Genomic DNA, 23,605 nt, shown 5'->3' with positions numbered 1-23,605 from the left:
GTGAATTTGTTAGTGGATTTTGCTGCGGCTTTTCCTCTTTTCTGGCTGTGCTTTGTTGGGCTGCTGGGGGCGATTGTCGGCAGCTTTCTCAACGTGGTGATTTACCGCTTGCCCGTGATGCTGGAAATGCGCTGGCAACGCGAAGCCCTGCTGCAACTGGCGCAGCAGCCTTTGCCTGAGTCCGTGCCGCGTTTTAACCTGCTGCTGCCGCGCTCCTGCTGCCCCCATTGCCAGCACCCGGTGGCCACCAGGGATAATATTCCGCTGTTGAGCTTTTTGTGGCTCCAGGGCAAAGCCCGTTGCTGCGGTGAAGCTATTTCCTGGCGTTACCCATTGGTGGAAGTGGCGACGGCGCTGCTGTTTGTGCTGGCCGCGTTGGCCTGGCCGCTGGGTATGCCGCTGCTGGGGGCCTGGATATTCCTGTCTGTTTTATTGGCTCTGGCGGTGATCGATCATCATACGCAACTGCTGCCGGATGTGCTGACGTTGCCGCTGCTGTGGCTCGGCCTGCTGTTTAACCTGCAAGGGCAGTTTGTGGCGTTGGAGCAGGCGATCATCGGTGCAGTGGCCGGGTATCTCTGTTTATGGAGCCTGTTCTGGCTGTTCAAGTTGGCCACCGGCAAAGAAGCGCTCGGCTACGGTGACTTTAAATTACTGGCGGCGCTGGGGGCCTGGTTAGGTTGGCAGGCCCTGCCGCAGGTGATCCTGGTGGCGGCGGGAGGTGGGTTATTGTTCACCTTGGTGCAGCGTGGGTTGGCGTTGGCGCAAAAAGACTTTAATCAGCCGTTAGCTTTTGGCCCGTGGCTTGCGCTGGCCGGTGCGCTCAATCTGTTGATACCCTTATTTTTTTAGATGGCAACGCTGTAAATTCCAGTTTTGTTTGCCGCCTTCCTGCTCAGGAAAGCGGTTTTTTTAGTCATACTTATGGGGAAGTGTATGTATAAAGTGACGATGTTGGCAGCATTGCTGCTGGGGGCGCTTAATGCTCAGGCAGCAACGGTTTATACCGGAGACAAGATTGATGGCCATCCGGTGATCAGCAAGCTGGACGTTGAGGATCTGGAGGCGGGCAAGGTTCACCGCTTTATGTTCCAAGGGGCCAGTAATGGCATCAGCCAGCATTGGTACGTGCCTGTTATGGTTGCCAAAGGGGCTCAGCCGGGCCCTAAGCTGGGGCTGCAAGCGGCCATTCATGGCGATGAACTGAACGGCACCCGGGTTATCCAGCAGGTGTTTGAGAAACTGAACCCTGCCGAGTTGAAAGGCAGCGTCGTAGGGGCAATTGGCGCTAACCCTTCCGGTATGTTAGCCAATAACCGTAACTGGCAACTGGTGAATGACGGTGGTGATATGGTCGATTTCAACCGTATCTGGCCGGGCAAAGAGAAAGGCAATACCGCGGAACAGCACGCCTGGTTGCTGTGGAATAATCTGTGGACAGGCAACGTGGGCATGTTTGTCGACATGCATACGCAAAGCCGTGGGACCGAATATCCGCTGTTTATTTATGCCGATTACCGCAATCCGCAGGTCAAGCAAATGGCCGAGCTGTTCCCGGCAGATCAGATTAAAGCCGATCCGGGCGAAAAAGGCTCTGTAGAAACGACCTTTGTTGAAAACAAGATCCCTGCCATCACGCTGGAAATCGGCAAACCGAAGCTGTATCAGCCTGAACTGATCGCACGTAGCGTAACGGGCGTGCATAACCTGATGATCCAGCAGGGGATGATCGCCGGGCAGTTAGGTGAGACAGCACAACAGCAGAAAACCTATATCGGCAATGAAATGAGCTCGATCCGTGCGGAAGTCGGTGGTTTTGCCGAGATTTTGGTCAAGGTGGGCGATGAGGTAACCAAAGGGCAGAAAGTGGCGGTACAGCGTAATGCTTTTGGTGACGTGATTCGTGAATATACGGCAACGCACGACGGTAAGGTGCTGGCGATTGGCGACGATCCTCTGCGGGAAGCGCGTGGCCTGCTGGTGCGAATCCTGTTTAATAATCCGGATCCTCAATGCGCTAATGGTTGTTAATTCCAATTGTGCGTAATGACCCCAAATAAACGATGGTTTAGATGATCTAGATCCAAATTTTGCAGTTTTTTATCCCGGATTGCACTATTGGAGTACATTTTATGACCGTTGGGTGTATCTTCAATAGTGCGGCTCATTTGACGAGCCCGTTGATATCTTGATTTTGGCACGTCACTTTTATACCCAATTAGGGGTTGAGATGCAGGCTGGCAGTGACGCCTCTCTGCAACTTCAAGCTCGCAGGGTATAGCGTGAAAGATTCAGGAGTGGTCAGATGGAAACCTTGGAAAGATGTTATGTGTATGCGAAGAACACGAGCAATATGGATTTTCTCGCGTCTACTGTAGCCTTCTTAGAGTTCCAGGGACGGGAAATCAATGCCCAGGATGTGGCTGGCAATATGTCACGCGAGCAAAGTGATAGCTTTTTTGAACGGCTTAATCACTATCGCACTATTTATAGAAAGCAAACACAGTTATCGTAAAATTTTAAGCCCCGAGAATTCGGGGCTTTTTTCGCTTTATGATCGGTGGAAAGAAAACAGACCACACCTCAAGTGCTGGCCGCCGTGGGGTTTAGCGCAGTTCTGGCCAGTAGTCTTTATTGGCCACAATCAAATCGTCGAGAATCGCTTTGGCCACCGAGGCGCTCGGCACCGTTTTTGACAGCGTGATCGCCTGCCAGAGTTTTTGATACGAACGCTGCTTCCAGGCATCAACCACCAGTTTCTCAACGGCCACCTGCTGGCTCATCAGCCCTTTCTGGAACTGAGGAATATTCCCCACCACCAGCGGCTCTGGCCCGCTCTTGCCCACCAGACAAGGGATCTCCACCATGGCCTCCGGATCAAAATTATGGATAGCGCCATTATTCTGCACAATCAACAGCATGCGTTCCTGCGTATTAAAGGCGATCGCGGCCGCCAGATCGACGATATAAGATGCGTGTTCATCAATTTCCAGTTCGCCAGCCGAGGATTTGCCCGCCTGAATGATGGCGTTGCAGGAACCAAACACGTGCTTTTCGCGGTGCTCCATCACTTCGTTGGCGCGAGTGTGCTGCGGGTTGGCGTGCTGAACCACATAATCCGGGAACAGGTAATATTTCAGATAGGTATTCGGCAAGGTATCAGGATCGAGTGCCCAGACATCTTTCGCTTTGGCAAAGGTGTCATTCCAACTGGCTTCGGTCGCCTGCTTATCGCTGGGCGGCACATAGCCAAACTTCGCCACATATTCGCGGATTTTGGGCATTAAATCATTCCCTGCCAGATCTTCAACCGCTGTCCACCAGCCAAAGTGGTTCAGGCCGTAATAGCGGGTGCGCATTTCTTTGCGGTCTTTCAGCCCGGCAATTTGCGCCATGCGCCCTTCAATGCCGATCGGCATATCGCAGATGTTGAGGATTTTGGCCTGTGGGCGCAGGCGGCGAGTGGCTTCGGCGACAATGGCTGCCGGGTTGGAATAATTGAGCATCCACGCGTCAGGTGAGTACTTCGTCATATAATCAACGAGTTCTAACACGCCACCGATCGAGCGCATACCGTATGCGATCCCACCCGGGCCGCAGGTTTCCTGGCCAACCACGCCGTGGCGCAGCGGGATCTTCTCGTCTTGTTCACGCATCGGGTATTTACCCACCCGGATATGCGCCATCACAAAATCAACGTCGCTGAACGCGACTTGCGGCTGCGTGGTGTAGCTGAACTCAATCTCCGGAGCCTGTTCCTGCAGCAGGATTTTGCAGGCCTCGGCGATCGTTTCCTGGCGTGCGCCGTCGTTGTCGTAAAATTTGATGGCGCGCAAGGGCAAGCGGTGTTGGTTGGCCAGCAGCATTAATACGATGCCTGGGGTAAAGGTGCTACCCCCACCGGCGACAACGATTGAGAATTTTTTCATGATACAGCCTCCGTCATGGATGTTTTTTCGAGATATGAGCGATCTTTCATCAGGTTTTCGAGCTGATCCCTGACTTGGGGAACGTGCAGGCCGACAATCACCTGAATGCCGTTGCCGCGGCGCACTACGCCATGGGCGCCCAGGGCTTTAAAGGTGTCGTCGCTTTTTGTGAGTGCCATGTCGGCCAGCGTGATGCGCAGGCGCGTGGCGCAGTTGTTGATGCTGAGAATGTTACCGCAGCCCCCGAGGGCCTGCAGGAAACCGGCGGCCTGACTGGTTTTGGCTGCGGCGCTGGTTTGCGCCCGCGCCGCCTGATAATCCGCCTTGCTGTAAAGCTTGATTTCGCTCTCGTCACGGCCGGGCGTTTTCAGGTTGAAGCGCAGGATCAGCGCCCGGAAGATAACAAAATAGAGCGCGGTGAAAGCGATGCCGATACCAATCTGGGTGGCAATCATCCCAGCATGGTTGTGGAACATCGGGATCCAGTTTTGCGGCAGGAACTGATCGAGCAAGCCGCCGCCCATATTGCCGACCACGCCGCACAGATACATCACCGTGGCCATGGTGGCGGCGAGCACGGCGTGCACCGCAAATAGCAGCGGCGAGATGAACAGAAAGGTGAACTCCAGCGGTTCGGTAATGCCGACCAGCATTGCCGTCAGGGTGGCAGGGATCAGTAAACCGGCGACCTTAATGCGATTTTCCGGCGCAGCCGTGAAGTAGAGCGCTAAAGCGATCCCCGCCGAACCGAAGATTTTTGAATTACCATGCAGCGCAAATCCGCCTTCTGGGAACAGGGTTTTCAGCGATTCGCTGCTTTGGCTGAATTCCTGCAAATGCTGTGCCCAGTAAACCTGGATCCCGCCTTCTACCGCGGCGGGGCCGTAGATAAAGGGGCCGTAAATAAAGTGATGCAGCCCGGTGGGGATCAGAATGCGTTCGAGGAAGGTATATACCCAGACGCCAATTGCCCCGGCACTGCGCAGGAACCCCTGTAGCGACTCGATGCCCAACTGCACCTTAGGCCAACCGAGCAGCGTCAGCCAGGCGCAGGGGATCATCACCAGAAAGGCGACGATCACTACAAAGGAACTGCCCTGGAAAATCCCCAGAAAGACCGGTAACGGCTTGTCGAAATAGCGGTTATGAATAGCGGTGACCAGCCCGGAAATCACAATCGCGCCAATAATGCTGGTGTCGAGCGTTTTTATGCCGGCGATCAGGGTTAAGCCGCTACCTGCGCTGGGTTCGGCGCTGAAATCCACACCAAAGAAATGGCCCCAGGTCATTCCCATGACGTTAATAAAATAGTTCCAGGTTAAAAAACTCACCAATACCGCCAGGCAGGCGCGCCCTTGCGCCTGTTTCGCCAGGCCAATAGGCAAACCGACGGCGAAAACAAGCGGCATATTACGGAATACCGTCCATCCGCCTTCTTCAATAATATGGATAATTTGAGCAAATAAATGATCTGGCGCGGCTAATGCATCCCCCACAAACATCGGGTTGCGTAGCATGATAGCCAGGCCGACCACAATACCGGCAAATGGGAACAGCAGTACCGGGGTAAACATGGCTCCACCGAAGCGTTGTATTTGACTGAGCATTGTTAAATCCTCACGTAACAACTTGAAGGGTTTTTTTATATTGGTCTGGGTGGAGAGTAAGAAGCTGCCGTTGGCTTAGCTTGATCTGACATGCCGATTCGTGATCGCTTTCATGGTTTTTCTTTAGGCTAAGTGGTCTATTTTTAAGGGGATTGATAGACACGATAATTTTATTGTCAGAGTCTGCTATTTTTATCTTTAAATTATTTTTTAAGAATCAGCTAATTAATCACGCTGTGGGTGATGAATTAAACCAAGCGCCGGGCGCTAAAGAGGTCTACAGGTGATCTACAAATCTATTGCTGACCAGCTACGTATCCGGCTGAATTCTGCCGACTACAACATTGGCAGCCCGTTACCCAGTGAAAAAAGATTGGCGGAGGAGTTTGCCGTATCAAGGATGACGATTCGCAAAGCGGTAGATTTGTTGCTGAGTTGGGGGCTGGTCATGCGCCGTCATGGCAGTGGCACCTATGTGGCCAACAAGGATGTCCATCATGAAACCACCCATTTAACCGGCTTTATTGAGGTGATGAAAAACCAGGGCAAGCAGGTGGTGAGTGAGGTGCTGGAGTTTGTGGTCATGCCAGCGCCACCGGCGATTGCCAGCCAGCTACGGATAAAAATTGATGAGCGGATCTATTACTCGCGCCGGGTTCGCTCGGTGGATGGCAAACCGTTGATGGTGGAAGACAGCTATATGCCGGTAAAGCTATACCGCAATTTATCGCTGGCTCACTTGGAGGGGTCAAAATTTTCCTACATTGAAGATGAATGCCACATCACCATTTCTGGCAACTATGAAAGCCTGACGCCGGTGTTGGCCGATAAAAAAATGGCGACATTATTAAATATTGAACAGCAAACGCCGATTTTGCGCATTACGTCACTTTCTTATAGTGACGATGGCCAGTTCTTGAACTATTCAGTGATGTTTCGCAATGCCAGTGAATATCAGGTGGATTACCATTTAAGGCGCGAGTCTACCCAACGGCATATTGAATCCGCACTCAGCCGGTAATGGTTTGTCACTTTAATGGTGCTAACGCGACTGACTGATAATGGTGTTATTTAGCTCCCGATTGCAAAAATCAGTCTACACTTGGCAGAGGTCTTTGCTCGCTATTTATCTTCTGATCTTGATCAGAAAAATTCAGATGCAGGAACGCATTAGGAGCTGAAATGAACACCGAACTCACCAACGTCAAGATGCCCAGTGTCGAAGAGATAAAGAAAAGCGTCATTAATAAGCTGAGATACAGTTTGTGCCTGGAAGTTGAAAGTGCAACGAATGTCGATATTTTTAATGCGTTGGCATTAACCCTGCGCGATTACCAGCTTGATGGTTTTTTCAACACGCGTAAATCACAGAAAAAAGCCAAATCCAAGCGTCTCTACTACCTCTCGATGGAATTCCTGATCGGTCAGTCTTTGCGTAATAACCTGATGAACGTCGGATTGTTGCAGCAGGCTAAACAGGCCGTGAGTGAGCTGGGATTTGACTTTGAGCATATTACGGCGGAAGAGCCGGATGCCGCGTTAGGCAACGGCGGCCTGGGCCGCCTGGCGGCGTGTTTTATTGATTCTATGGCGACGCTGGATATTGCAGCTTCGGGGCATGGCATCAAATATGAATATGGTTTGTTTAAACAGGCAATACAGCATAACAAGCAGGTCGAACAGCCTGACGATTGGCACTCAACGCACTCTCCCTGGTTAATTGAGCACCACTCGCAGTTGATGTTAATTCCCATCGGTGGCCATATCGAAGAAAGTGAGGACATCGAGGGAAATTACAATCCTATGTGGATGGATTGGAAAGTGATTGTCGGCATTCCCCACGATTATCTGGTGACCGGTTACGGCGGGAAAACGGTAAACACTCTGCGGCTATACAGCGCGGGAGCCTCTGACTCCTTTGATGTGCATATCTTTAACCGCGGTGACTATCTGCGTGCTGTTAGCCAGAAGATTGCCTCAGAAAATATCTCGAAAATACTTTACCCGGCGGATGAAATCCAATCAGGTAAAGAATTGCGGCTGACGCAAGAGTATTTTCTGGTGGCCTGTACATTGCGCGATATCTTCCATGATTATGCGCAACTGTCTTCAGATATTACCGCGCTGCCTGATTTTGTTGCTATCCAGCTTAATGATACCCACCCGGCGTTGGCGATTGTCGAAATGATGCGGATCCTGGTGGACGAACATCGCCTGGATTGGCATAGCGCCTGGGAGATCACGCAGAAAACCTGCTCCTTCACCAACCATACGTTAATGCCCGAGGCGCTGGAAACCTGGCCGGTATCGTTATTTGAAAAATTGCTGCCGCGCCACCTGCAAATCATTCTTGAAATCAACCACCGCTTTCTGGCGGAGGTGGCAGAGAAATGGCCCGATAAGCCGCACCTGCTGGCATCGTTATCGCTGTTTGAAGAAGGGTGGGAGAAAAAGATCCGCATGGCGAATCTGGCCATTGTGGGCAGCCATAAGGTCAACGGGGTGGCCAAGCTGCATTCTGAATTGATTACGCAAACGCTGGTGCCCGATTTCTATTTTATTACGCCTGAAAAATTCACCAACCAGACCAATGGGGTGACCCCTCGGCGCTGGATCCAGCAGGCAAATCCGGGTTTAGCGACGTTTTTAAACCGCCAGTTGGGCAACGGCTGGGTTACCGATCTCGATAAACTGCAGCAGTTGAGAAAACTGGCTACTGACAGCGGCGCGGTGGAAGAGATCCAGGCAATCAAGCTCAAAAATAAGCAGGCACTTTGCCGCCAGATCGCCTTTCATCAGGGGATTCAGCTTGATCCGACCGCCATGTTTGACTGCCAGGTAAAACGTATTCACGAATACAAACGGCAACTGCTGAATATTTTGCATGTCATTCATCTGTATTTAGAGATCACGGAATCTGGCCGCACGTTAACGCCTAAAGTGCACTTATTTGCCGGGAAGGCGGCGCCGGGTTACGCGATGGCGAAACTGATCATTCAACTGATTAATGAAGTGGCGAAAACGGTGAATAGCGATCCGCGCACCAAGGGCCAGCTCAGCGTGCTGTTCCTGGAGGATTATAAAGTCTCTCTGGCGGAGCATATTATTCCCGCCACCGACCTGTCTGAACAGATCTCTACGGCGGGTACCGAGGCTTCCGGCACCAGTAACATGAAGTTTGCCATGAACGGTGCTCTGACCATTGGCACGCTGGACGGTGCCAATATCGAGATCCGCGACGCGGTGGGGGCAGAGAACTTTTATCTGTTTGGTGCCAATGCGGATGAGATCGATAGGCATCGGCGGGCGGGTTCGCATAACCGGGTTTATCAGAATAACGATCCGGCGATTACCGCGGCGGTAGAAGCGCTGATCTCCGGCCGGTTTAATACCGATACCTCTGTTTTCTGGCCGATCTACCAGATGCTGACCGAATACGATCACTATTGCCACCTGCTGGACTTTGACAGCTACCGTATCGCCCAGGGCCAGGCGCAGGCTGACTTTGCCCAGCAACTGCAGTGGCACCAGCGGGCGCTGCTGAACATTGCCAACATGGGCAGCTTCTCCAGCGATCGCACCATCAAAGGTTATGCTACGGAAATTTGGGGGATAGGTTCATGATATCCGCTAAGCAATGCGAGTAGGAATACGGCACATTATGGCCGGTGACGTCGTTACCATGCCTTCTGAGGCAAAGGATTTCTAATGGAACAGCTTACCCATAGTCATTCCTCCAAGGCGATGGAGGTGACGGTACTGATTGTGGATGATTCAAAAAGTTATCGTCATCTGATGGCGACAATGCTGACAAAATGGGGATTCAGCGTCTTTGAGGCGGAAGATGGCGAATGTGCGCTGCGCCTGTTGGAGCAGCAGTCGGTGCATATCGTCATCAGCGACTGGGAAATGCCGGTCATGGACGGGGTTGAACTGTGCCAGGCGATCCGCCGGAACGATTTTGGTCATTACATCTACGTCATTCTGGTGACTGCGCGGCAGTCGCTTGACGATCTGCTCACTGGCATGGAGGCCGGGGCGGATGATTTCCTGTCCAAACCGGTCAACCAGAACCAACTTCGTGCGCGCCTGCATGCGGCGGAACGCGTGTTGTTGCTGGAGAACACTCTGGCGGCACGTAACGAAAAGATCTCCTCTGCCTACCGGCAAATCGAATCCGACCTGCAGGCGGCAGCAAAACTCCAGCATAGCGTTTTGCCTGTTCATAATCTGTCGCTGGCAGGGTTTGAGGCGGATTGGATGTTTTTGCCCTCGGCTTACGTGTCTGGCGATGTGCTGAACTACTTCTCGCTGGACGAACGTCATATCGCCTTCTTCAGTGTCGATGTTGCTGGCCATGGCGTCAGCGCGGCCATGCTCTCTTTGGCGGTTGCGCGGGAGTTCATGACCGGCCGTATCAGCAGCCAACTGCTCGTCAGCCAAAATGCCGCCGGGGAAAGTGCCCCGGTGGCACCCCATCAGGTTGTGGCGCAGTTGAATCAGCGTTTCTGCCTGGATAATGATGAGGTGTTCAGCTATTACACGCTGATTTATGGCGTGATCGATAGCACCAACGGGCAGGGCACGCTCTGCCAGGCCGGCCATCCGACGCCTTTTATTATCCGGGCCGGTGGGGAGTTGCTGGCGGTGGGGCAAGGGGGAATGCCGGTGGGGCTGTTTCCTGAGGCTGAGTATCAGGACAGCCACTTCACGCTGGAGCGCGGCGATCGCTTGTATCTGTACAGCGACGGGATTATCGAGTGCGAAGGCGGCCAACAGCAACTGTACGGGGAAGAACGCTTACAACAGCTGCTATGTGAACACCGCGAACTGCCTAAACATCAGGTGTTTGAACGCGTTGAGAATGCGTTAAATACCTGGCGCAGCAGTGAAGCAGAAAACCGGCAGCCGCAGGGGACTAAACCGCTGCGGCCTTTTGCCGACGATATTTCTCTGATGGCCATTGAACGTGTAGGCATATCAATCAATTAAGGAATCATTATGAACTTTGATATTCAGTCTGAAGATGGGATCGAAATTATTGTTCCGCTGGTACGCCGCCTTGATGCTTCGGTGGCTGGGGTGTTCAAGCAGGAACTGCAGTCTTTTATCCAACAGGGTAAACACTACATTCTGCTGGATTTTAGCCATATCGATTTTATTGACAGTAGCTGTCTTGGTGCCCTGGTATCAATACTCAAAACGCTCAATGGCCGTGGCGAACTGGCTCTTTGCTCCTTGAACAGTAATATCCAGCACATGTTCAAACTGACGCGAATGGACAGAATTTTCACTATTGGTAACGATCGAGCGTCGACGTTGAAAGTCATGATCCGCTAAAACAGGACTTGATCCGTTAGAGAGGCCGTATGGCAAGTGTTAGCACCACACTGTGTTTACCGGCATCGCTGGGCAGCCTGGCTGAGCTGAGCAATGCGCTGTATGACTTTGTTGCGCCTTTTGCGCTTGATTCAGCTCTGGTTTATCAGGTTGATCTGGCTTCCTGCGAAGCATTTACCAACATCGTCAAGCATGCGGTGAACTATGATGATAGTCAGAATGTCATCATTACTCTGAGCAATGATGGGCAGCAACTCATGCTGACGTTAGCTGATAATGGGGTGGCGATCCCGGATGAGATCAGGCGAGAGCTTGGGCACGCGCCGAGTTTCTCGCCGGATCCGCTTGTTCAGTCCAGTTGGCCTGAAGGCGGGATGGGGCTGCTACTGATACAGTCCATGATGGATAATGTCAGTTACCAAACGGAAAATGGGCGTAATATCCTGACATTGACTAAACAGTTATCCAGTGAGCATTCATGAGCGTTTCACATTCCTCATGCTGGAATGGTCAGGAGCTTTTATGATCGAGCCTTGTAAACCAGTCAATGAACCTTTACGCCAACTGGCATTAGATACGTTGCACGTGCTGGATAGCAATGCGTTGGAAAAACTGGATAGGATCACACGGCTGGCGGCCAATTACTTTGATGTTCCGATTGCGCTGGTTTCATTGATCGATCGTGAACGCCAGTGGTTCTTGTCGCGTTTCGGTCTGGAGGCCAGAGAAACCCCCAGAAAGATCTCGTTTTGCGCGCATGCCATCTTGCAGAAGGAGACCTTTATTGTGCGCAATACGGCCACCGATGAACGGTTTTTTGACAACCCATTGGTCACGGACGGACCGAGAATTGGTTTTTATGCCGGGCAACCGCTGTTATCACTCAATGGTCTGCCGCTGGGCACGCTGTGCATTATCGATCGGCAGCCGCGCGCCTTTTCAGCGCAGCAGGCGGCGGATCTGCATGATTTTGCGGCGATCGTGGAAGAGCATCTGCACGGCATTGAGCGTAATGTCTACACCGAAAATCTTAAGTCTGACCTGAAACGTACCGAAGCTTTGTTTGAACAAACCTTCTCTCAGGCGGCCGTCGGCATGGCGTTGGTCTCCCTCGAAGGCTACTGGCTGCGGGTCAATCCACGTCTTGGCGAAATATTAGGCTATAGCGAGTGGGAACTGCTGGCGCGCACTTTTCGCGATATTACCCATCCTGAGGATCTGGACAGTGATGCGCATCTGCTGCAGCAACTGCTGGCAGGTGAGCTCACCACTTACTCGGTGGAGAAACGCTATTTTCGCTCCGATGGTGCGACGCTGTGGGTGCAGTTAACCGTTTCATTAAACCGTTTACCCGAGGGCACCCCTCACCATTTTATTGCCGCAATTGTGGATATCACGGAACGCAAAGTCGCTGAAAATAATCTGCGTACGCTGCAGCATGAACTGGAAGATCGGGTTGTGCAGCGGACACAAGAATTAAATATCGTGGTGAGCAAGCTGAATCTGGAGATTGAGAGCCGGGTAAATGCCCAGTACCAGCTCAATGCGGAAAAAGAGCGTCTGCGCGCCATCACCGACAACGTACCGGCGTTGATCAGCCAGGTTGGCCCTGATGAGGTGTATCAGTTTGCTAACAGCGCCTATATGCGCTGGTTTGGTTTTGATGAAGCGACGTTGAAGAACATGAACTTACGGCAAGTCGTGGGTGAAAGCGTCTATCTTAAAGCTAAACCCCTGATCGAAAAAGCATTGCAGGGGCAAACGGTCAGTTTTGAGAATGAATTGCAGACGCGGACCGGTGAGCGGATTGTTCACACCACGCTGGTGCCCTGTGAAACCCAAGGGTTTTATATTCTGTCGATGGATATCAGCGAGCTAAAACGTTTACAGCGCAGGCTGGAATACGACGTGACGCACGATATACTGACTGGCTTGCCTAACCGGCGGGCATTTCTCCATCAGCTGACGCAGAGCATGGCGGAATGCGCTGCCAACCAACAATCGATGGCCGTATTGTTCATCGATCTGGATGGCTTCAAACAGATCAATGACACCTTTGGGCATGATTTTGGCGACGCCATTTTAAAAACGTTCGCTAAATTGCTTAATGGATGCATTCACGGCTTGGGGTCTGTCGCCAGGCTGGCCGGGGATGAGTTCACCGCCGTTCTTTGGCGCTTGGCAAACCCCCGCGCCGAAGTGGAACAGGTTTGTAAAGAGATATTGGCGCAATTGGCAAAGCTGGAGCGCATTGGCGAGCGGCAAATCACCTTATCGGCCAGTATTGGGGCTGCTATTTATTCTGGTGACCACGCAACGGCTAAAATGTTACTGGGGCAGGCGGATACAGCAATGTACCGTGCAAAATTGGCGGGTAAGGGTCAATACTCTATCTATTAAGTGAGCAAAGGCTTGCTGTGTACATATACAGGAGTAGTCGGTATGTTGCGAAACCTTGGCAAAGATGAAGAGGCCAGGCTGACATCCTTGGATGCTCTCGAGGCTTTGGGTGGCCTGCACGATGATGCTTTTCACCATATTCTGGATATGACCTGCATACTGCTCAACCTGCCGGGGTGCTTTATCTATCTTTTTGGTTCGCAAAGAATATGGATTAAGGCAAAGAAAAACCTGGCGCCTGCAGCAATAAACCACGATAGCCCGTTATTTAACTTTGTGCGTTACAGCGGTGATACCCTGATTTGTGAAGATACGCATCAAGATCCCCGTTTTGCCAGCGATCCTATGGTCACCGGGCCAAGCGCCATCCGCCAGTTTATTGCTACCCCGTTGCGCACCAGCGAAGGCTATGTGGTGGGTGCCGTTTGTGTCATCGACCGAAAGCCTGGCAGTTTTTCTGCACCTAAAGCGGATCTGCTAAACAACATGGCCATGATTGTCACGGAACTGCTTGAGGCGCAGAGTGAAATCGGCCTGGTGGATGCGGTGACGCGTTTCCCCAATCGGCAACGTCTGCTGGGGGATATCCAACAGCTTGCTCCCGAGCATGGCGAATTTGTGCTGATCCTGATCGATACCCTGGATATCAAATATGTTTACGAAATAGCCCGCTCATTTGGTATGGCAGAAGTGGAAAGTGTTTTGCGTGACATTGGCCATTTTCTAAAAACCACCTTTATGAATGAACAGATGATCTACGCGATTTCTCTGGGGCGGTTTGCCATCATTCTGCGTGCGGAAAAGTTAAACCGCTATATGGAGCACATGGAGAATTTTGCCGACAGGATGCAGCGTGAAGTCCGCAGTATCGTGCCGTTGAAGCTGGATTTTTATGCGGGTTACGTCTGGTTTTCTCCCCCTTGTAGCAACCCACCTGAATTATTGCGTATGGCCACCAGTGCCTTGCATGACGCTATTGATGAGCGGGTGACGATTTCCGCTTACAGCGAATCTAAAGACGCAACGCGGAAATTTAATCTTAATATACTCAACGATCTGGCTGAAAGCCTGAACCAACAGCGGGGGCTGTATCTGGTCTTTCAGCCCAAGGTCATTTTGTCGACACGAAAAATTATCGGTGCCGAGGCATTGCTCCGTTGGCAGCATCCGACACTGGGCGAAATCCAGCCGGATGCCTTTATCCCGATTGCGGAAAGCACCTCGCTGATCAAGTTGTTGACTGAGTTTGTCATTGCCCGCTCGGTGCTGGAAGCCAAGCGCCTACGTGAGCAGGGGATCAACATTCCGATCTCGATTAATATCAGCGCCAATAATTTTGCCGAGCCTGATTTTGCGGAAAAGCTCGATTCTCTGGTGCGCGACGGCGGCCTGCAGCCGCAAGATATTGAAATTGAATGTCTGGAAACGCAGCGCATACTGGAAAGCACAGAGGCTTTGGCCTGTGTAAAAAACCTGCGTCAAATGGGGTATGCCATTGCGCTGGATGATTTTGGTACGGGCTACAGTAACCTCAACTATTTACGTAATATCCCCGCCGATCTGATTAAAATCGATCGTTCATTGATCGAAAACCTGAAGTCAGATAATGACAGCCGCATTATCGTAGAGATCCTGATCAAGATGCTGCATATGTTGAACTATGTCGTTCTGGCGGAAGGGGTGGAAGATCGCGAAACGCTGAAGTACCTGGAGCAATATCAGTGCGATATTATTCAAGGGTATTTCTATTCTCCGCCGATGATGCTTGAGCGGCTGATGAGCCTGATCGCGGCAGAGCAGAATGGCATGTTGGCGTCATACCCTGATGGGGATTGAGCCTGGCTCAACCCGCATCAAGGGCACTGTTTCAGGGGGTTTCTCGGGTGGCGGCAAGCGAGGCTTGTAGCTGTTGACACAGGGCTTCCAGGCCAGCGTTTTGCGCCAGAATAGTGGGCAGATTGCCTGCCGTGGCGGCCTGTTCGATCTGGATGAGTTTGCTCTCCAGCGCGGGACAGACAAAGTGCAGGCATTCACCTTTGAGCTGATGGGCGCTGCGCCGGATCGCATCAAAGTCCTGTTTCTCTATGGCGTTATGCAGTGACGCCAGCAAGGTGGGCAACTCCTCGATAAATATCGCCGCCAATTCGTTAAACAACGTTTTATCGTTGCTCAACTGGGGTAAAGCCTGCGAGTAGTCGAAGATCGGAGCCTCTGGCACCTCCTGGCTGAGATTGCATACCCGCTGAATTTCTCCCGCCAGATTTTCCAGCAAAATGGGCTTACTGATATAGCCATCAAAACCGTAGGATAAACACATTTCCCGATCGCCTTTCATGGCGTGTGCGGTCATGGCTACGATCGGTTGATGTTTGCCTGGCTGCTGTTTTTCACTGGCGCGAATCTGCTGCACGGCCTCAATACCATCCATTTCTGGCATTTGCAGATCCATCAGCACCACATCGTAATGCTCTTGCGCCAATTTTTGCAGTGCCAGCTTGCCATTGCCCACCACTTCACAGGTGTGACCCAATTTACGGATGAAATTGATCGCCAACTGTTGATTGATCAGATTATCTTCGGCCACCAGAATGTGATAACCCTTGTTAACCTCTTGCGCAGGAGCACTCACCACTGGCTGGAGCTTATGGGGATTTTCAGGGATCAGTGTGCGGATGATGGTTTCCTGCAGCTCGGCGGCATCAATAGGCTTGGTCAGAAAGCCCGATACACCGACTTTTTTCAGCACGGCGGTATCTATCCGGTTGCCCATGGAGCTGAGCATGATCAGCTTACATTGGCGCAGGCTGGGTGTGGACATAATCTCCAGTGCCAATGCCATACCGTCCATCTCCGGCATTTGTGAATCCAGCAGAATCAAGGGGAAGCGTCGGCCGGCGTTCAGCACGTCCAACGCCGCCTTGCCGGAGTTCACCGTGTGTGGCTTGAACCCCATATTGCGCAGCATATCGAACAGTAACCGCAGGTTGGTTTCATTGTCATCCACCACTAAAACGTCCAGACCCGCTAATACCTTAGGCAATGCGGTGAGCGTGCGTACGGGGCTTACCTCGGCATCAGCGATAGCATGGACGGGCAGGGAAAAGTAAAAACAACTGCCGCGCCCTGGCTGGCTGGAAACCTGCAGTTTGCCCCCCATCATCGCCACCAGCCGGGCGGAAATGGTCAAGCCCAGACCGGTGCCACCGTATTTGCGCGTGGTTGAGGTGTCTGCCTGGCTGAAGGATTCAAAAATAATGGCCTGCTTGTCTTCTGCGATACCGATACCGGTGTCGGTAATGCTGAACGTCAGCATCCCCGCAGGGGCAAGTGAGGGAGAGATACGCAGTACCACTTCGCCGTCTTGGGTGAATTTAAGCGCATTGCCGATCAGGTTGGTCAGAATTTGCCGCAGGCGCAGTGCATCACCGTAAAACGTGGTCGGGACCGTCGGATCGATATCCACGATCAACTCGGGGCCTTTTTCGGCAAACTTGGACATCAACGGCCGGGTGATCTCATGAATCAGGGTCCGCAGCGTAAAGTTCTCGGCCTCCAGGACGATCTTCCCGGCTTCAATTTTTGAAAAATCGAGAATGTCATCGATGATCTTTAGCAGGGCGCGCGCGGACGAATAGACCATGTTGATGTAATCACGCTGCTCTTTGCTAAGGTTGGTTTCCAGGCATAACTGCGTCATCCCCAGGATCCCGTTCATCGGCGTGCGGATTTCATGGCTCATATTGGCAAGGAATTCGCTTTTGGCCTGGTTGGCCGCGCGGGCAAGTTCGACAGATTGTTGGGACGAGAACTCCGCCTCTTTGCGCTCTGTGATGTCTTGCAGCGTACCGATTGCGCGCTGCACCTCACCTTGTATGCCCATGCTGATGATTTGCCCCCGAATCAGCACCCAGCGGTAGTCGCCGTCCCGATGCTTGATGCGAACCTCACAGTCAAACACCGGTAAAACCGCGTGATTGGCCTGTTGTAGGCGATTCAGTAACAGCGGTAAATCCTCGGGATGCAGCACCTGCTGCCACAGCGCGGAGGTATATTGATTGTTTTCGCGGTTGACCCCGAGCAGCAAGAGCAGCGCATCGTTGACCTGCAACCGATCCTGCGTGCATTCCCAATCCCAAATCCCGATATGAGAGGTTTCTGCCGCCAGAATGAAATTGTTGTGCCAGACCTGCCCGGAATGGGCGATTTCGGCATATTGCGTGATGTCGGTGTGCAGGCTGACAATACCGCCACCCGGTACCCGGTGATGTTGTACGTATAGCGTGCGCTCCAGCAGGTTACGGATTTCATAATGACCATCCTGCCGGTAGTTATTGAGTACCGCTTCGGTCAGTTGTGGCTTTTTTAACTGGATCGAACGGGCATCGCTGCTATTGAGCACGCATTCGATCACTTCTTCCAGTGAAATGCCTGAGCGCAATTGCCCCGCTAGTCCGGGGTAATACTCCACCACTTTGCTATTCCAGTAGCATAGGCGCTCTTCTTCGTCATAAACCAGCAGCGCAGCTTGAATCATATCCAGTGCGGGGAATAAAAGGTTATTTTTCATCCGGTGCCTCTTTGCTGGCATCATGATGCAGTTCCGCCTGGCGGCGCATGAACTCCAGCCCCGGGGCCATAAAAATTGCCCAGGCGGTAAGCACTTCCTCATCGCATTGCGGATCCAGATCGCGCACGGTTTGCAACACCGCGCGGCGCCAGTAGGCAAACACCGAGGCGGGCAAATTGAGGCCATGTTCGCTTTGTTCGCGCGTGACGTGTTCCAGATAGTCGGAGACGATGTAGCTGGTGGCGACAGACAGCATGTAGAAAAATGCTTTGTAGATTATTTTCTGCTGTTCCTGATGAGCCTGCGGACTCGGCAGGACGTTAAGCGCCTGGGTGCTTTCGATGAATAGCGCATAGAAATGGGAGAAAAAGGTATCCCCTTGGTCCGCTGAGGTCATCCGGTCGTAGCTGTCATTGAACAGCACTTCATAATTTGTGCTCATATCATTTTCCTTCAGCCTCGGGGAGGTATGCAACGATTTGGCCCGTTAAGGCTATCTTTCACCCGTGCGGAACTGGTGAGCCAGATGATTAAGAGATGGCTCATCATAGGGATGAACAATAAAAATGCACCATACATTCCAGTTACGGGCAAGCGACAATGTTGTTTTTCTTAAGACAGTCTAGTTGACCGTAAGGGATGCGCAAGGCAGCGAGAAGATGAAAATCACATATTATTCATTGCATTAATAAAAACCATCCGATACCTAAACATTGAATGGGATCTTTGCTGGCAACGGCCAACGCCGCTGCCAGATTGCCTAAGTTAATCCACCAGAACGCGTTTGTTGGTGGCCCCCCAAAGGATCGACATTTCGGTAAACAGCGCACCGCTGATCTCTTCGACCTCCTCGGCGGTAACCTGCGCAGTGCCCTGTTTGCCAAAGAACACGACTTCATCGCCAGGGCGCACCTGCTTCAGGTCGGTGACGTCCACCATCACGGTATTCATCGAAGTTTTACCGACAATCGGCACCCGTTGCCCTTGAATCAGCACGTGGCCTGCGTTGCTGAATACCCGGCGATAGCCATCGGCATAGCCTACCGGGATATTCGCCAGTACCGAGTCGCGTTTTAGCTTGTAAGTGCGATCGTAGCCCACGGTATTACCTTGTGGATAATGATTCAGCGCGGCAATTGAGGACTTGAAGGTCATCACGCGCCGGTATTCTGTGCTGGCAATGGTATCACCATAAAATACCCCGCCGACGCGCACCATATCGAGCCAGGATTCCGGCACGGTGAGCGTGGCGAAGGTGTTGGCGACGTGCAGCGTAACGTCACTGCGTTTGAGCCCGGTAATATCCAGCACCTGTTGCGACTGCACTTTGAAACGGGCGAGGTCTTTCCTGACCGCCTCCGCATCTTCTTCCGGATAATGCGACATGATGCCAACAATTTTCAGGTGGCTTAATTGAGAGATCGCCTTGGCTTCTTGCAGACCTGTGGCATTGCTGACCTCCAGTCCGTTGCGTGACATGCCGCCGGAGTTGAGTGCCAAATGGATCCGCAGCGTTTTGCCCTGCTGAGCGGCAATGGCATCCAGACGCTGGGCCATCTCCAGGTTACCGATCAGTTCTTCAACATCGTAATCCGTCGCCTGACGCATCTCCTGCTCGGTGGCATTGCGCACGCGCATCAGGCGCCCGGTAAAGCCCAGTTCACGCACGGTTTTCAGCTCCTGATTGCTGGCTACGCCGATGCACTGAACGTTGTTTTTCAGCATCACCGGGGTCACCAGCGAGAGATCGTGTCCGTAGGCATCGCCTTTCAGGATGGCGCAGAGGGTGGATTTATTCCCCAGCAGCTGCTGAATTTTTTGCGTGTTGTATTCCAGCGCGCTGCGCGAAATCTCAATCCTGGCGTTGTCCACCACCGTTGGTTGGCTTTTGGCCGTAACTGATAATGGACTGGTAGCAGTGACGCTGGCAGGTTGATGGCAGGCGGTGATGACCAGCAGAGGTATTAAAGCTAAATGGCGTAAAGGTAGTGACATGCTAGCTCCTTAGCATAATAAAAGGTAAATCCCTGAGGGTGGATCGTTTTTTAGATTTTACTGATGGTTAGCGTTACGCCGACAAAGGTTATAGAGAGGTATTGAGAAGTCGGCTTGATGCAATAAACGCTAGAAAACGGGCATTGTCAATCGGTTCTTGACCAGATGGAAGGGGCGGGTAGTGTTTTGATTAGATAGCGTTTTTTATCGATGCTGTTCTCTCGTTGGCGGAGTTTTATTCTCTTTTTGCCAACCAGATCGTATGCCCTGAACATTGCGGATCTTCTATGACCATATCGATAATTTCGAAGCCATTCTCATTCAGCAGCGTGCGGTATTCTTCCGGTGCAAGACTGGCATGGAACAGTGGCTCACCTGCAAACTGCCCGATGGCTATGCCATTACTGGGGCCGCTGGTAAAGATCAGGGCGCTACCTGGATGGCTGTGTTGCGCAAATAGCGGGAACATCTTCTGTTGGTCCTGTTGGGGTAAATGGAAAAAACTGTCCCACGCAATCAGGCCATCAAAGGTTTCGCCCAGCGCTAACTCGCGCATATCCTGCTTTAACCAACGCTGTTCGGGAAAACGCCGGCGAGCGCGATCCAGCATCGCAGGGGCTCCATCAATGCCGGTGAGTTGAAAACCCTGTTGAATGACATACTCCGCAATCGGCTGAGCATTACCGCAACCGATATCGAGAACGTGCCCCTTCTTACCGATCGCGTTGATAAACTTATCCAACCAGTTTTTTTCAAACAGTGTGCGTGAACGCTGGCAGGCAAAGGCATCAGCATGGCGCTGGTAGAGGGAAAGAATGTTTCTCGCTGCAGAATTGTTCACTGTTCTGTTGCCATTTATCCGATTTTTATTGAGGAATAAATAGGTTAAGTCAAAAGTATAAGGCCTGAGTCTGTTTGGTCGCCCTTTAAAGCGACCAAACCCCGTCGGCATTGTTTAATCGTTCATCCTAATCAGAGGGAGATCGTCCCAAATCAATGGATCTTGCTCTGTGCCCCCGGAAAAACTCCAGAGAGCGGGCTCTCTCTGCAGTGGGCGATAGGTACTTGAAAGGCCATCAAGATCCCAGGTTGTGACATAGAATTGGATGCCGTTCAAGCTCATTGGCTCCCCAAGGGCTGCACTTGCAAAATCGAAGTTAATTGTTCGGCTAGCTTTGTCCACCGTGATTGTTGGGGCCGGAGTGATAGACTCTCCAAGTTGATCTGAAGTGGCACCTTGGCTGCTGTAAAGACTGTTTTGCCATCCAAACGCCAGCACCTGCCGATGCCATGTCTGGCCACCTGGCATAGTCGCGTTAAGCTTAGGCAGCATACTTAGCCCCCCCTCTTGGCCGGGCAGATGTATAAAGATGCTGAAGCCCACATGATCGAACCCCAAGGTGGGTAACCAGGTGTCTGAGACGCTGGCCATTTGTAAGCTCAGGCGCACGTTACTGCCAATCTGGAATACCTTGGCCTGCTCTATTGCCAATTGCGGGTTTGATTTATCGTAGCTGGTATCCTCAGGCAAGTGGTAGTTGCCCATCGGGCCACCCGTGCCATTTCCAGCATCGCCGCTGTCATCAAGCGTGATGCTTGGTAAATCGGGGAAACTGACACGGCTCTGGAAGTGCACATCCGCAGTTGAACTGCCGCTGGCCTCCTCGTAGAGCGCCAGGCGGTGGGATTGCAAACCTACCTGGAAATGACGCAAGTTGAGCAGCCCCTGCCAGTTGCCGTTTTCATCCACGGTAATCCTATCAGCCGTTCCCAAGCGGCCATCAATGACCAATCTTATCTGGCTGCCCGGCGTTCCCGTCCCGGTGAGTGGGAAATTTTTATCCAGGATCTTGCCTTGCAGATCCGTCAACAGGGTCATTGTGTGATCCTGTTGGGGAAGTTGCCCACCACCGCCCTCCGCGATCACCATCATTGCCGACTTGGGTTGCAGGGCAAGCGTCAGGGTACCGTCCTCTGCGGTCACTATCTCCTGACTCTCGGCCATATTGAGAGTATTTAGGATCCGCAGGCGAGTATTCCCACCTAATCCTGTTTCCATGCGGTTTAGCAGTATTGTCTCCTGTGCGGTGTTGAGGATCACTAAAAGGTCATTACCATCAATGTGGCGGCGATAGGCAAAAACACCAGCCCCGTTTTTTTCTTCAGCCAGAATGGTTAAATTGCCCCGTGACAACACCTTGTGCTGATGACGCAGAGTGGTCAACTTTTGAATGAAGTGATACATCTCTGAGTCGCTATCAAAAGAATCAATCTGTTGGCCATCTTCCCGGTAGCCATGCCCGAACATGGCATCACGATGGCCGGTAAAAGCCTGCTCTGTGCCTTGGTAGAGAACGGGTATTCCCGGCAGCGTCAGCATGGTGAACAGGGCCTGCTTGAGATCGCTCAGATTCGCCTGAGCGAGGAAACGTGCCATGTCATGGTTCTCGATGAAGTTACCCAGCCGATAGGGATCGGGATACATTTCCATCATTTTGCGCAGTCTAAAGCCCAACTCCGCGGTTGGACGCCCGCCCCCGAACACCTGTGACATGGTCGCTTGAAGAGGGAAATTAAGCATTGACTCGAGTTCGGGCTTTTCCTTGGTACCCAGATAAGCGATGAGTTTCTCCTCACCTTCTGTGTTGTAGGGGGTGGAAGCTTCAAAGATTTCGCCAAGGCTTAAAAAGCCGTTGCGCCCAGTTTCCTTGGCTTTATCCAGGATGCCATTCTGGCCATGGAAGAAGTCGTGGTAAAAATCATGCTCGACAAATTTGACGGTATCAACCCGGAACGCATCCACGCCGACCTGTTCAATCCAGTAACGGTAGCTTTGTTTGAGGTAATCGCGTACTGCCGGGGTGGCGGTATTAAGATCGTCAAGATCGGACAACTGATAGGTTAGCTGCTGGTTCAGATCGTTGTGGTCGGCTATCTGGGGCGTCCAGTGGTAAATGGCCGCCTGCTGTGACTCTGGACTGTTGCACTGGTTGAGGTTCAGAGGGGAGGGCAGGCTCTGACCCGCCGCCAAGGAATTTGGGATCAGTTCAAAGCCATGACAAGGTTGGGCCGGGTCATAGGTACCCGAGTAGGTAAAGTAGTTACCCACATGGTTCACGACGATATCCTGGATCAGATACATGCCACGTTGGTGTAGCTCAGTGGCTAGCGCTTGATATTGTTTAAGATCGCCAAAATGTTCGTCGATCTTTTGCATATCACGAGCCCAATAACCGTGGTAGCCACCATAATTTTGGACAGGATCCCACCATTGGTTAGCTACGGGCGGTGTCATCCAGACAGTGGTCGCACCAAGCCCGGCTATGTAATCCAGTTTCTGCTGTACGCCTGCGATATCACCACCGCTAAACTTCTTGTCACTGGTGGGGTCGTACTCTCCTGTCCCCTGATCGTTATTGGAGCTATCTCCATCGTTAAAGCGATCAATCATCAGGAAATAGATGATCTGATCGCGCCAATCAGGCGAGGCGACATGGCGGTAGGAAGAGGATTGCTCACCGTGGTCATTACTATCGAAGCAACCGGCTATGACGAATGACACCGCCGTAGCCAGTAAGCCCAAACGCGCCTTTCTTATTATGCTCATGGTTTTTCCCAGTTCTCTATGAATAACTATCAAGCATTCTTGCGAGAGATCAGGGAAATTAAATTAGCATTTTACGCCATAATAGTGATATATGATGCCAGCCTGCGACTCTGTGATAACCTTCACGTTATTCGTGTGGCTGACGCATAAAAATCATCAG

17 protein-coding genes are annotated in these 23,605 nt (G+C 52.0%); 10 read left to right on the top strand and 7 right to left on the bottom strand.

Translation table 11 applies throughout. The annotated features are described in order from the left end of the window. From WG891_RS03545 to WG891_RS03535, 3 genes are all read left to right on the top strand, one after another. Positions 1-852 (top strand): prepilin peptidase, encoded by an 852-nt coding sequence (locus WG891_RS03545; protein ID WP_337262801.1) that lies wholly within the window; start codon positions 1-3, stop codon positions 850-852. 84 nt (positions 853-936) lie between these two features. Next, the gene (locus WG891_RS03540) at positions 937-2,031 is read left to right on the top strand and encodes a M14 family metallopeptidase (protein WP_083704505.1); all 1,095 of its coding nucleotides are present in this window, start codon (positions 937-939) and stop codon (positions 2,029-2,031) included. Positions 2,032-2,305: 274 nt separating this feature from the next. Beyond that, positions 2,306-2,515, top strand: coding sequence for a glycogen synthesis protein (locus WG891_RS03535; RefSeq protein WP_337262800.1), 210 nt, complete (start codon positions 2,306-2,308; stop codon positions 2,513-2,515). Between the two features lie 91 nt (positions 2,516-2,606). On the opposite strand, the gene WG891_RS03530 is transcribed toward WG891_RS03535, so the two are convergent. Beyond that, a complete protein-coding gene (locus tag WG891_RS03530; protein WP_337262799.1) occupies positions 2,607-3,929 on the bottom strand; it encodes a 6-phospho-alpha-glucosidase in 1,323 nt (440 codons plus the stop codon). Beyond that, entirely contained in the window at positions 3,926-5,536 is a 1,611-nt protein-coding gene (locus tag WG891_RS03525) for an alpha-glucoside-specific PTS transporter subunit IIBC (RefSeq protein ID WP_337262798.1), read from the bottom strand. Before WG891_RS03525 ends, WG891_RS03530 begins: the two co-directional genes overlap by 4 nt. A gap of 283 nt (positions 5,537-5,819) precedes the next feature. Between WG891_RS03525 and WG891_RS03520 the strand changes: the two genes are divergently transcribed. The 7 genes from WG891_RS03520 (at position 5,820) to WG891_RS03490 (ending at position 15,112) form a co-directional block, all read left to right on the top strand. Beyond that, positions 5,820-6,557 carry a GntR family transcriptional regulator gene (locus WG891_RS03520; protein ID WP_156293676.1) on the top strand — a complete coding sequence of 246 codons (738 nt, stop codon included), beginning with the start codon at positions 5,820-5,822 and terminating at the stop codon, positions 6,555-6,557. Positions 6,558-6,718: 161 nt separating this feature from the next. Next, on the top strand, positions 6,719-9,160 hold the full coding sequence (locus tag WG891_RS03515) for a glycogen/starch/alpha-glucan phosphorylase (RefSeq protein WP_337262797.1): 2,442 nt from the start codon (positions 6,719-6,721) through the stop codon (positions 9,158-9,160). 84 nt (positions 9,161-9,244) lie between these two features. Next, positions 9,245-10,528 carry a PP2C family protein-serine/threonine phosphatase gene (locus tag WG891_RS03510; RefSeq protein ID WP_337262796.1) on the top strand — a complete coding sequence of 428 codons (1,284 nt, stop codon included), beginning with the start codon at positions 9,245-9,247 and terminating at the stop codon, positions 10,526-10,528. Between the two features lie 9 nt (positions 10,529-10,537). Beyond that, on the top strand, positions 10,538-10,876 hold the full coding sequence (locus WG891_RS03505) for an STAS domain-containing protein (RefSeq protein WP_337262795.1): 339 nt from the start codon (positions 10,538-10,540) through the stop codon (positions 10,874-10,876). Positions 10,877-10,905: 29 nt separating this feature from the next. After that, positions 10,906-11,358: an ATP-binding protein gene (locus tag WG891_RS03500; protein ID WP_337262794.1), complete on the top strand. Its 453-nt coding sequence runs from the start codon at positions 10,906-10,908 to the stop codon at positions 11,356-11,358. 40 nt (positions 11,359-11,398) lie between these two features. Then, positions 11,399-13,276 carry a diguanylate cyclase domain-containing protein gene (locus WG891_RS03495; RefSeq protein ID WP_337262793.1) on the top strand — a complete coding sequence of 626 codons (1,878 nt, stop codon included), beginning with the start codon at positions 11,399-11,401 and terminating at the stop codon, positions 13,274-13,276. Between the two features lie 42 nt (positions 13,277-13,318). After that, positions 13,319-15,112 (top strand): sensor domain-containing phosphodiesterase, encoded by a 1,794-nt coding sequence (locus tag WG891_RS03490; RefSeq protein WP_337262792.1) that lies wholly within the window; start codon positions 13,319-13,321, stop codon positions 15,110-15,112. Positions 15,113-15,143: 31 nt separating this feature from the next. Here the strand turns inward: WG891_RS03490 and WG891_RS03485 are convergent, their stop codons facing one another. The 5 genes from WG891_RS03485 to WG891_RS03465 form a co-directional block, all read right to left on the bottom strand. After that, positions 15,144-17,843, bottom strand: a complete 2,700-nt coding sequence (locus WG891_RS03485) for a hybrid sensor histidine kinase/response regulator (RefSeq protein WP_337262791.1) — start codon at positions 17,841-17,843, stop codon at positions 15,144-15,146. Continuing rightward, a complete protein-coding gene (locus WG891_RS03480; protein ID WP_337262790.1) occupies positions 17,833-18,285 on the bottom strand; it encodes a Globin in 453 nt (150 codons plus the stop codon). Before WG891_RS03480 ends, WG891_RS03485 begins: the two co-directional genes overlap by 11 nt. A gap of 323 nt (positions 18,286-18,608) precedes the next feature. Next, the gene (gene alr, locus WG891_RS03475) at positions 18,609-19,838 is read right to left on the bottom strand and encodes an alanine racemase (protein WP_337262789.1); all 1,230 of its coding nucleotides are present in this window, start codon (positions 19,836-19,838) and stop codon (positions 18,609-18,611) included. Between the two features lie 235 nt (positions 19,839-20,073). Continuing rightward, complete coding sequence (locus WG891_RS03470) at positions 20,074-20,679, bottom strand: class I SAM-dependent DNA methyltransferase (protein WP_337262788.1); 606 nt, start codon at positions 20,677-20,679, stop codon at positions 20,074-20,076. A 114-nt stretch (positions 20,680-20,793) separates the two neighbouring features. Further along, positions 20,794-23,445, bottom strand: coding sequence for an alpha-amylase family glycosyl hydrolase (locus tag WG891_RS03465; RefSeq protein WP_337262787.1), 2,652 nt, complete (start codon positions 23,443-23,445; stop codon positions 20,794-20,796). Between the last annotated feature and the right edge of the window lie 160 nt (positions 23,446-23,605).

The organism is Serratia sp. MMO-28 (genome assembly GCF_037199905.1).
Lineage (GTDB): Bacteria > Pseudomonadota > Gammaproteobacteria > Enterobacterales > Enterobacteriaceae > Chania > Chania oryzae.
The sequence above is the reverse complement of the archived record's forward strand: the minus strand, read 5'-3'. Positions and strand labels throughout refer to the sequence as shown.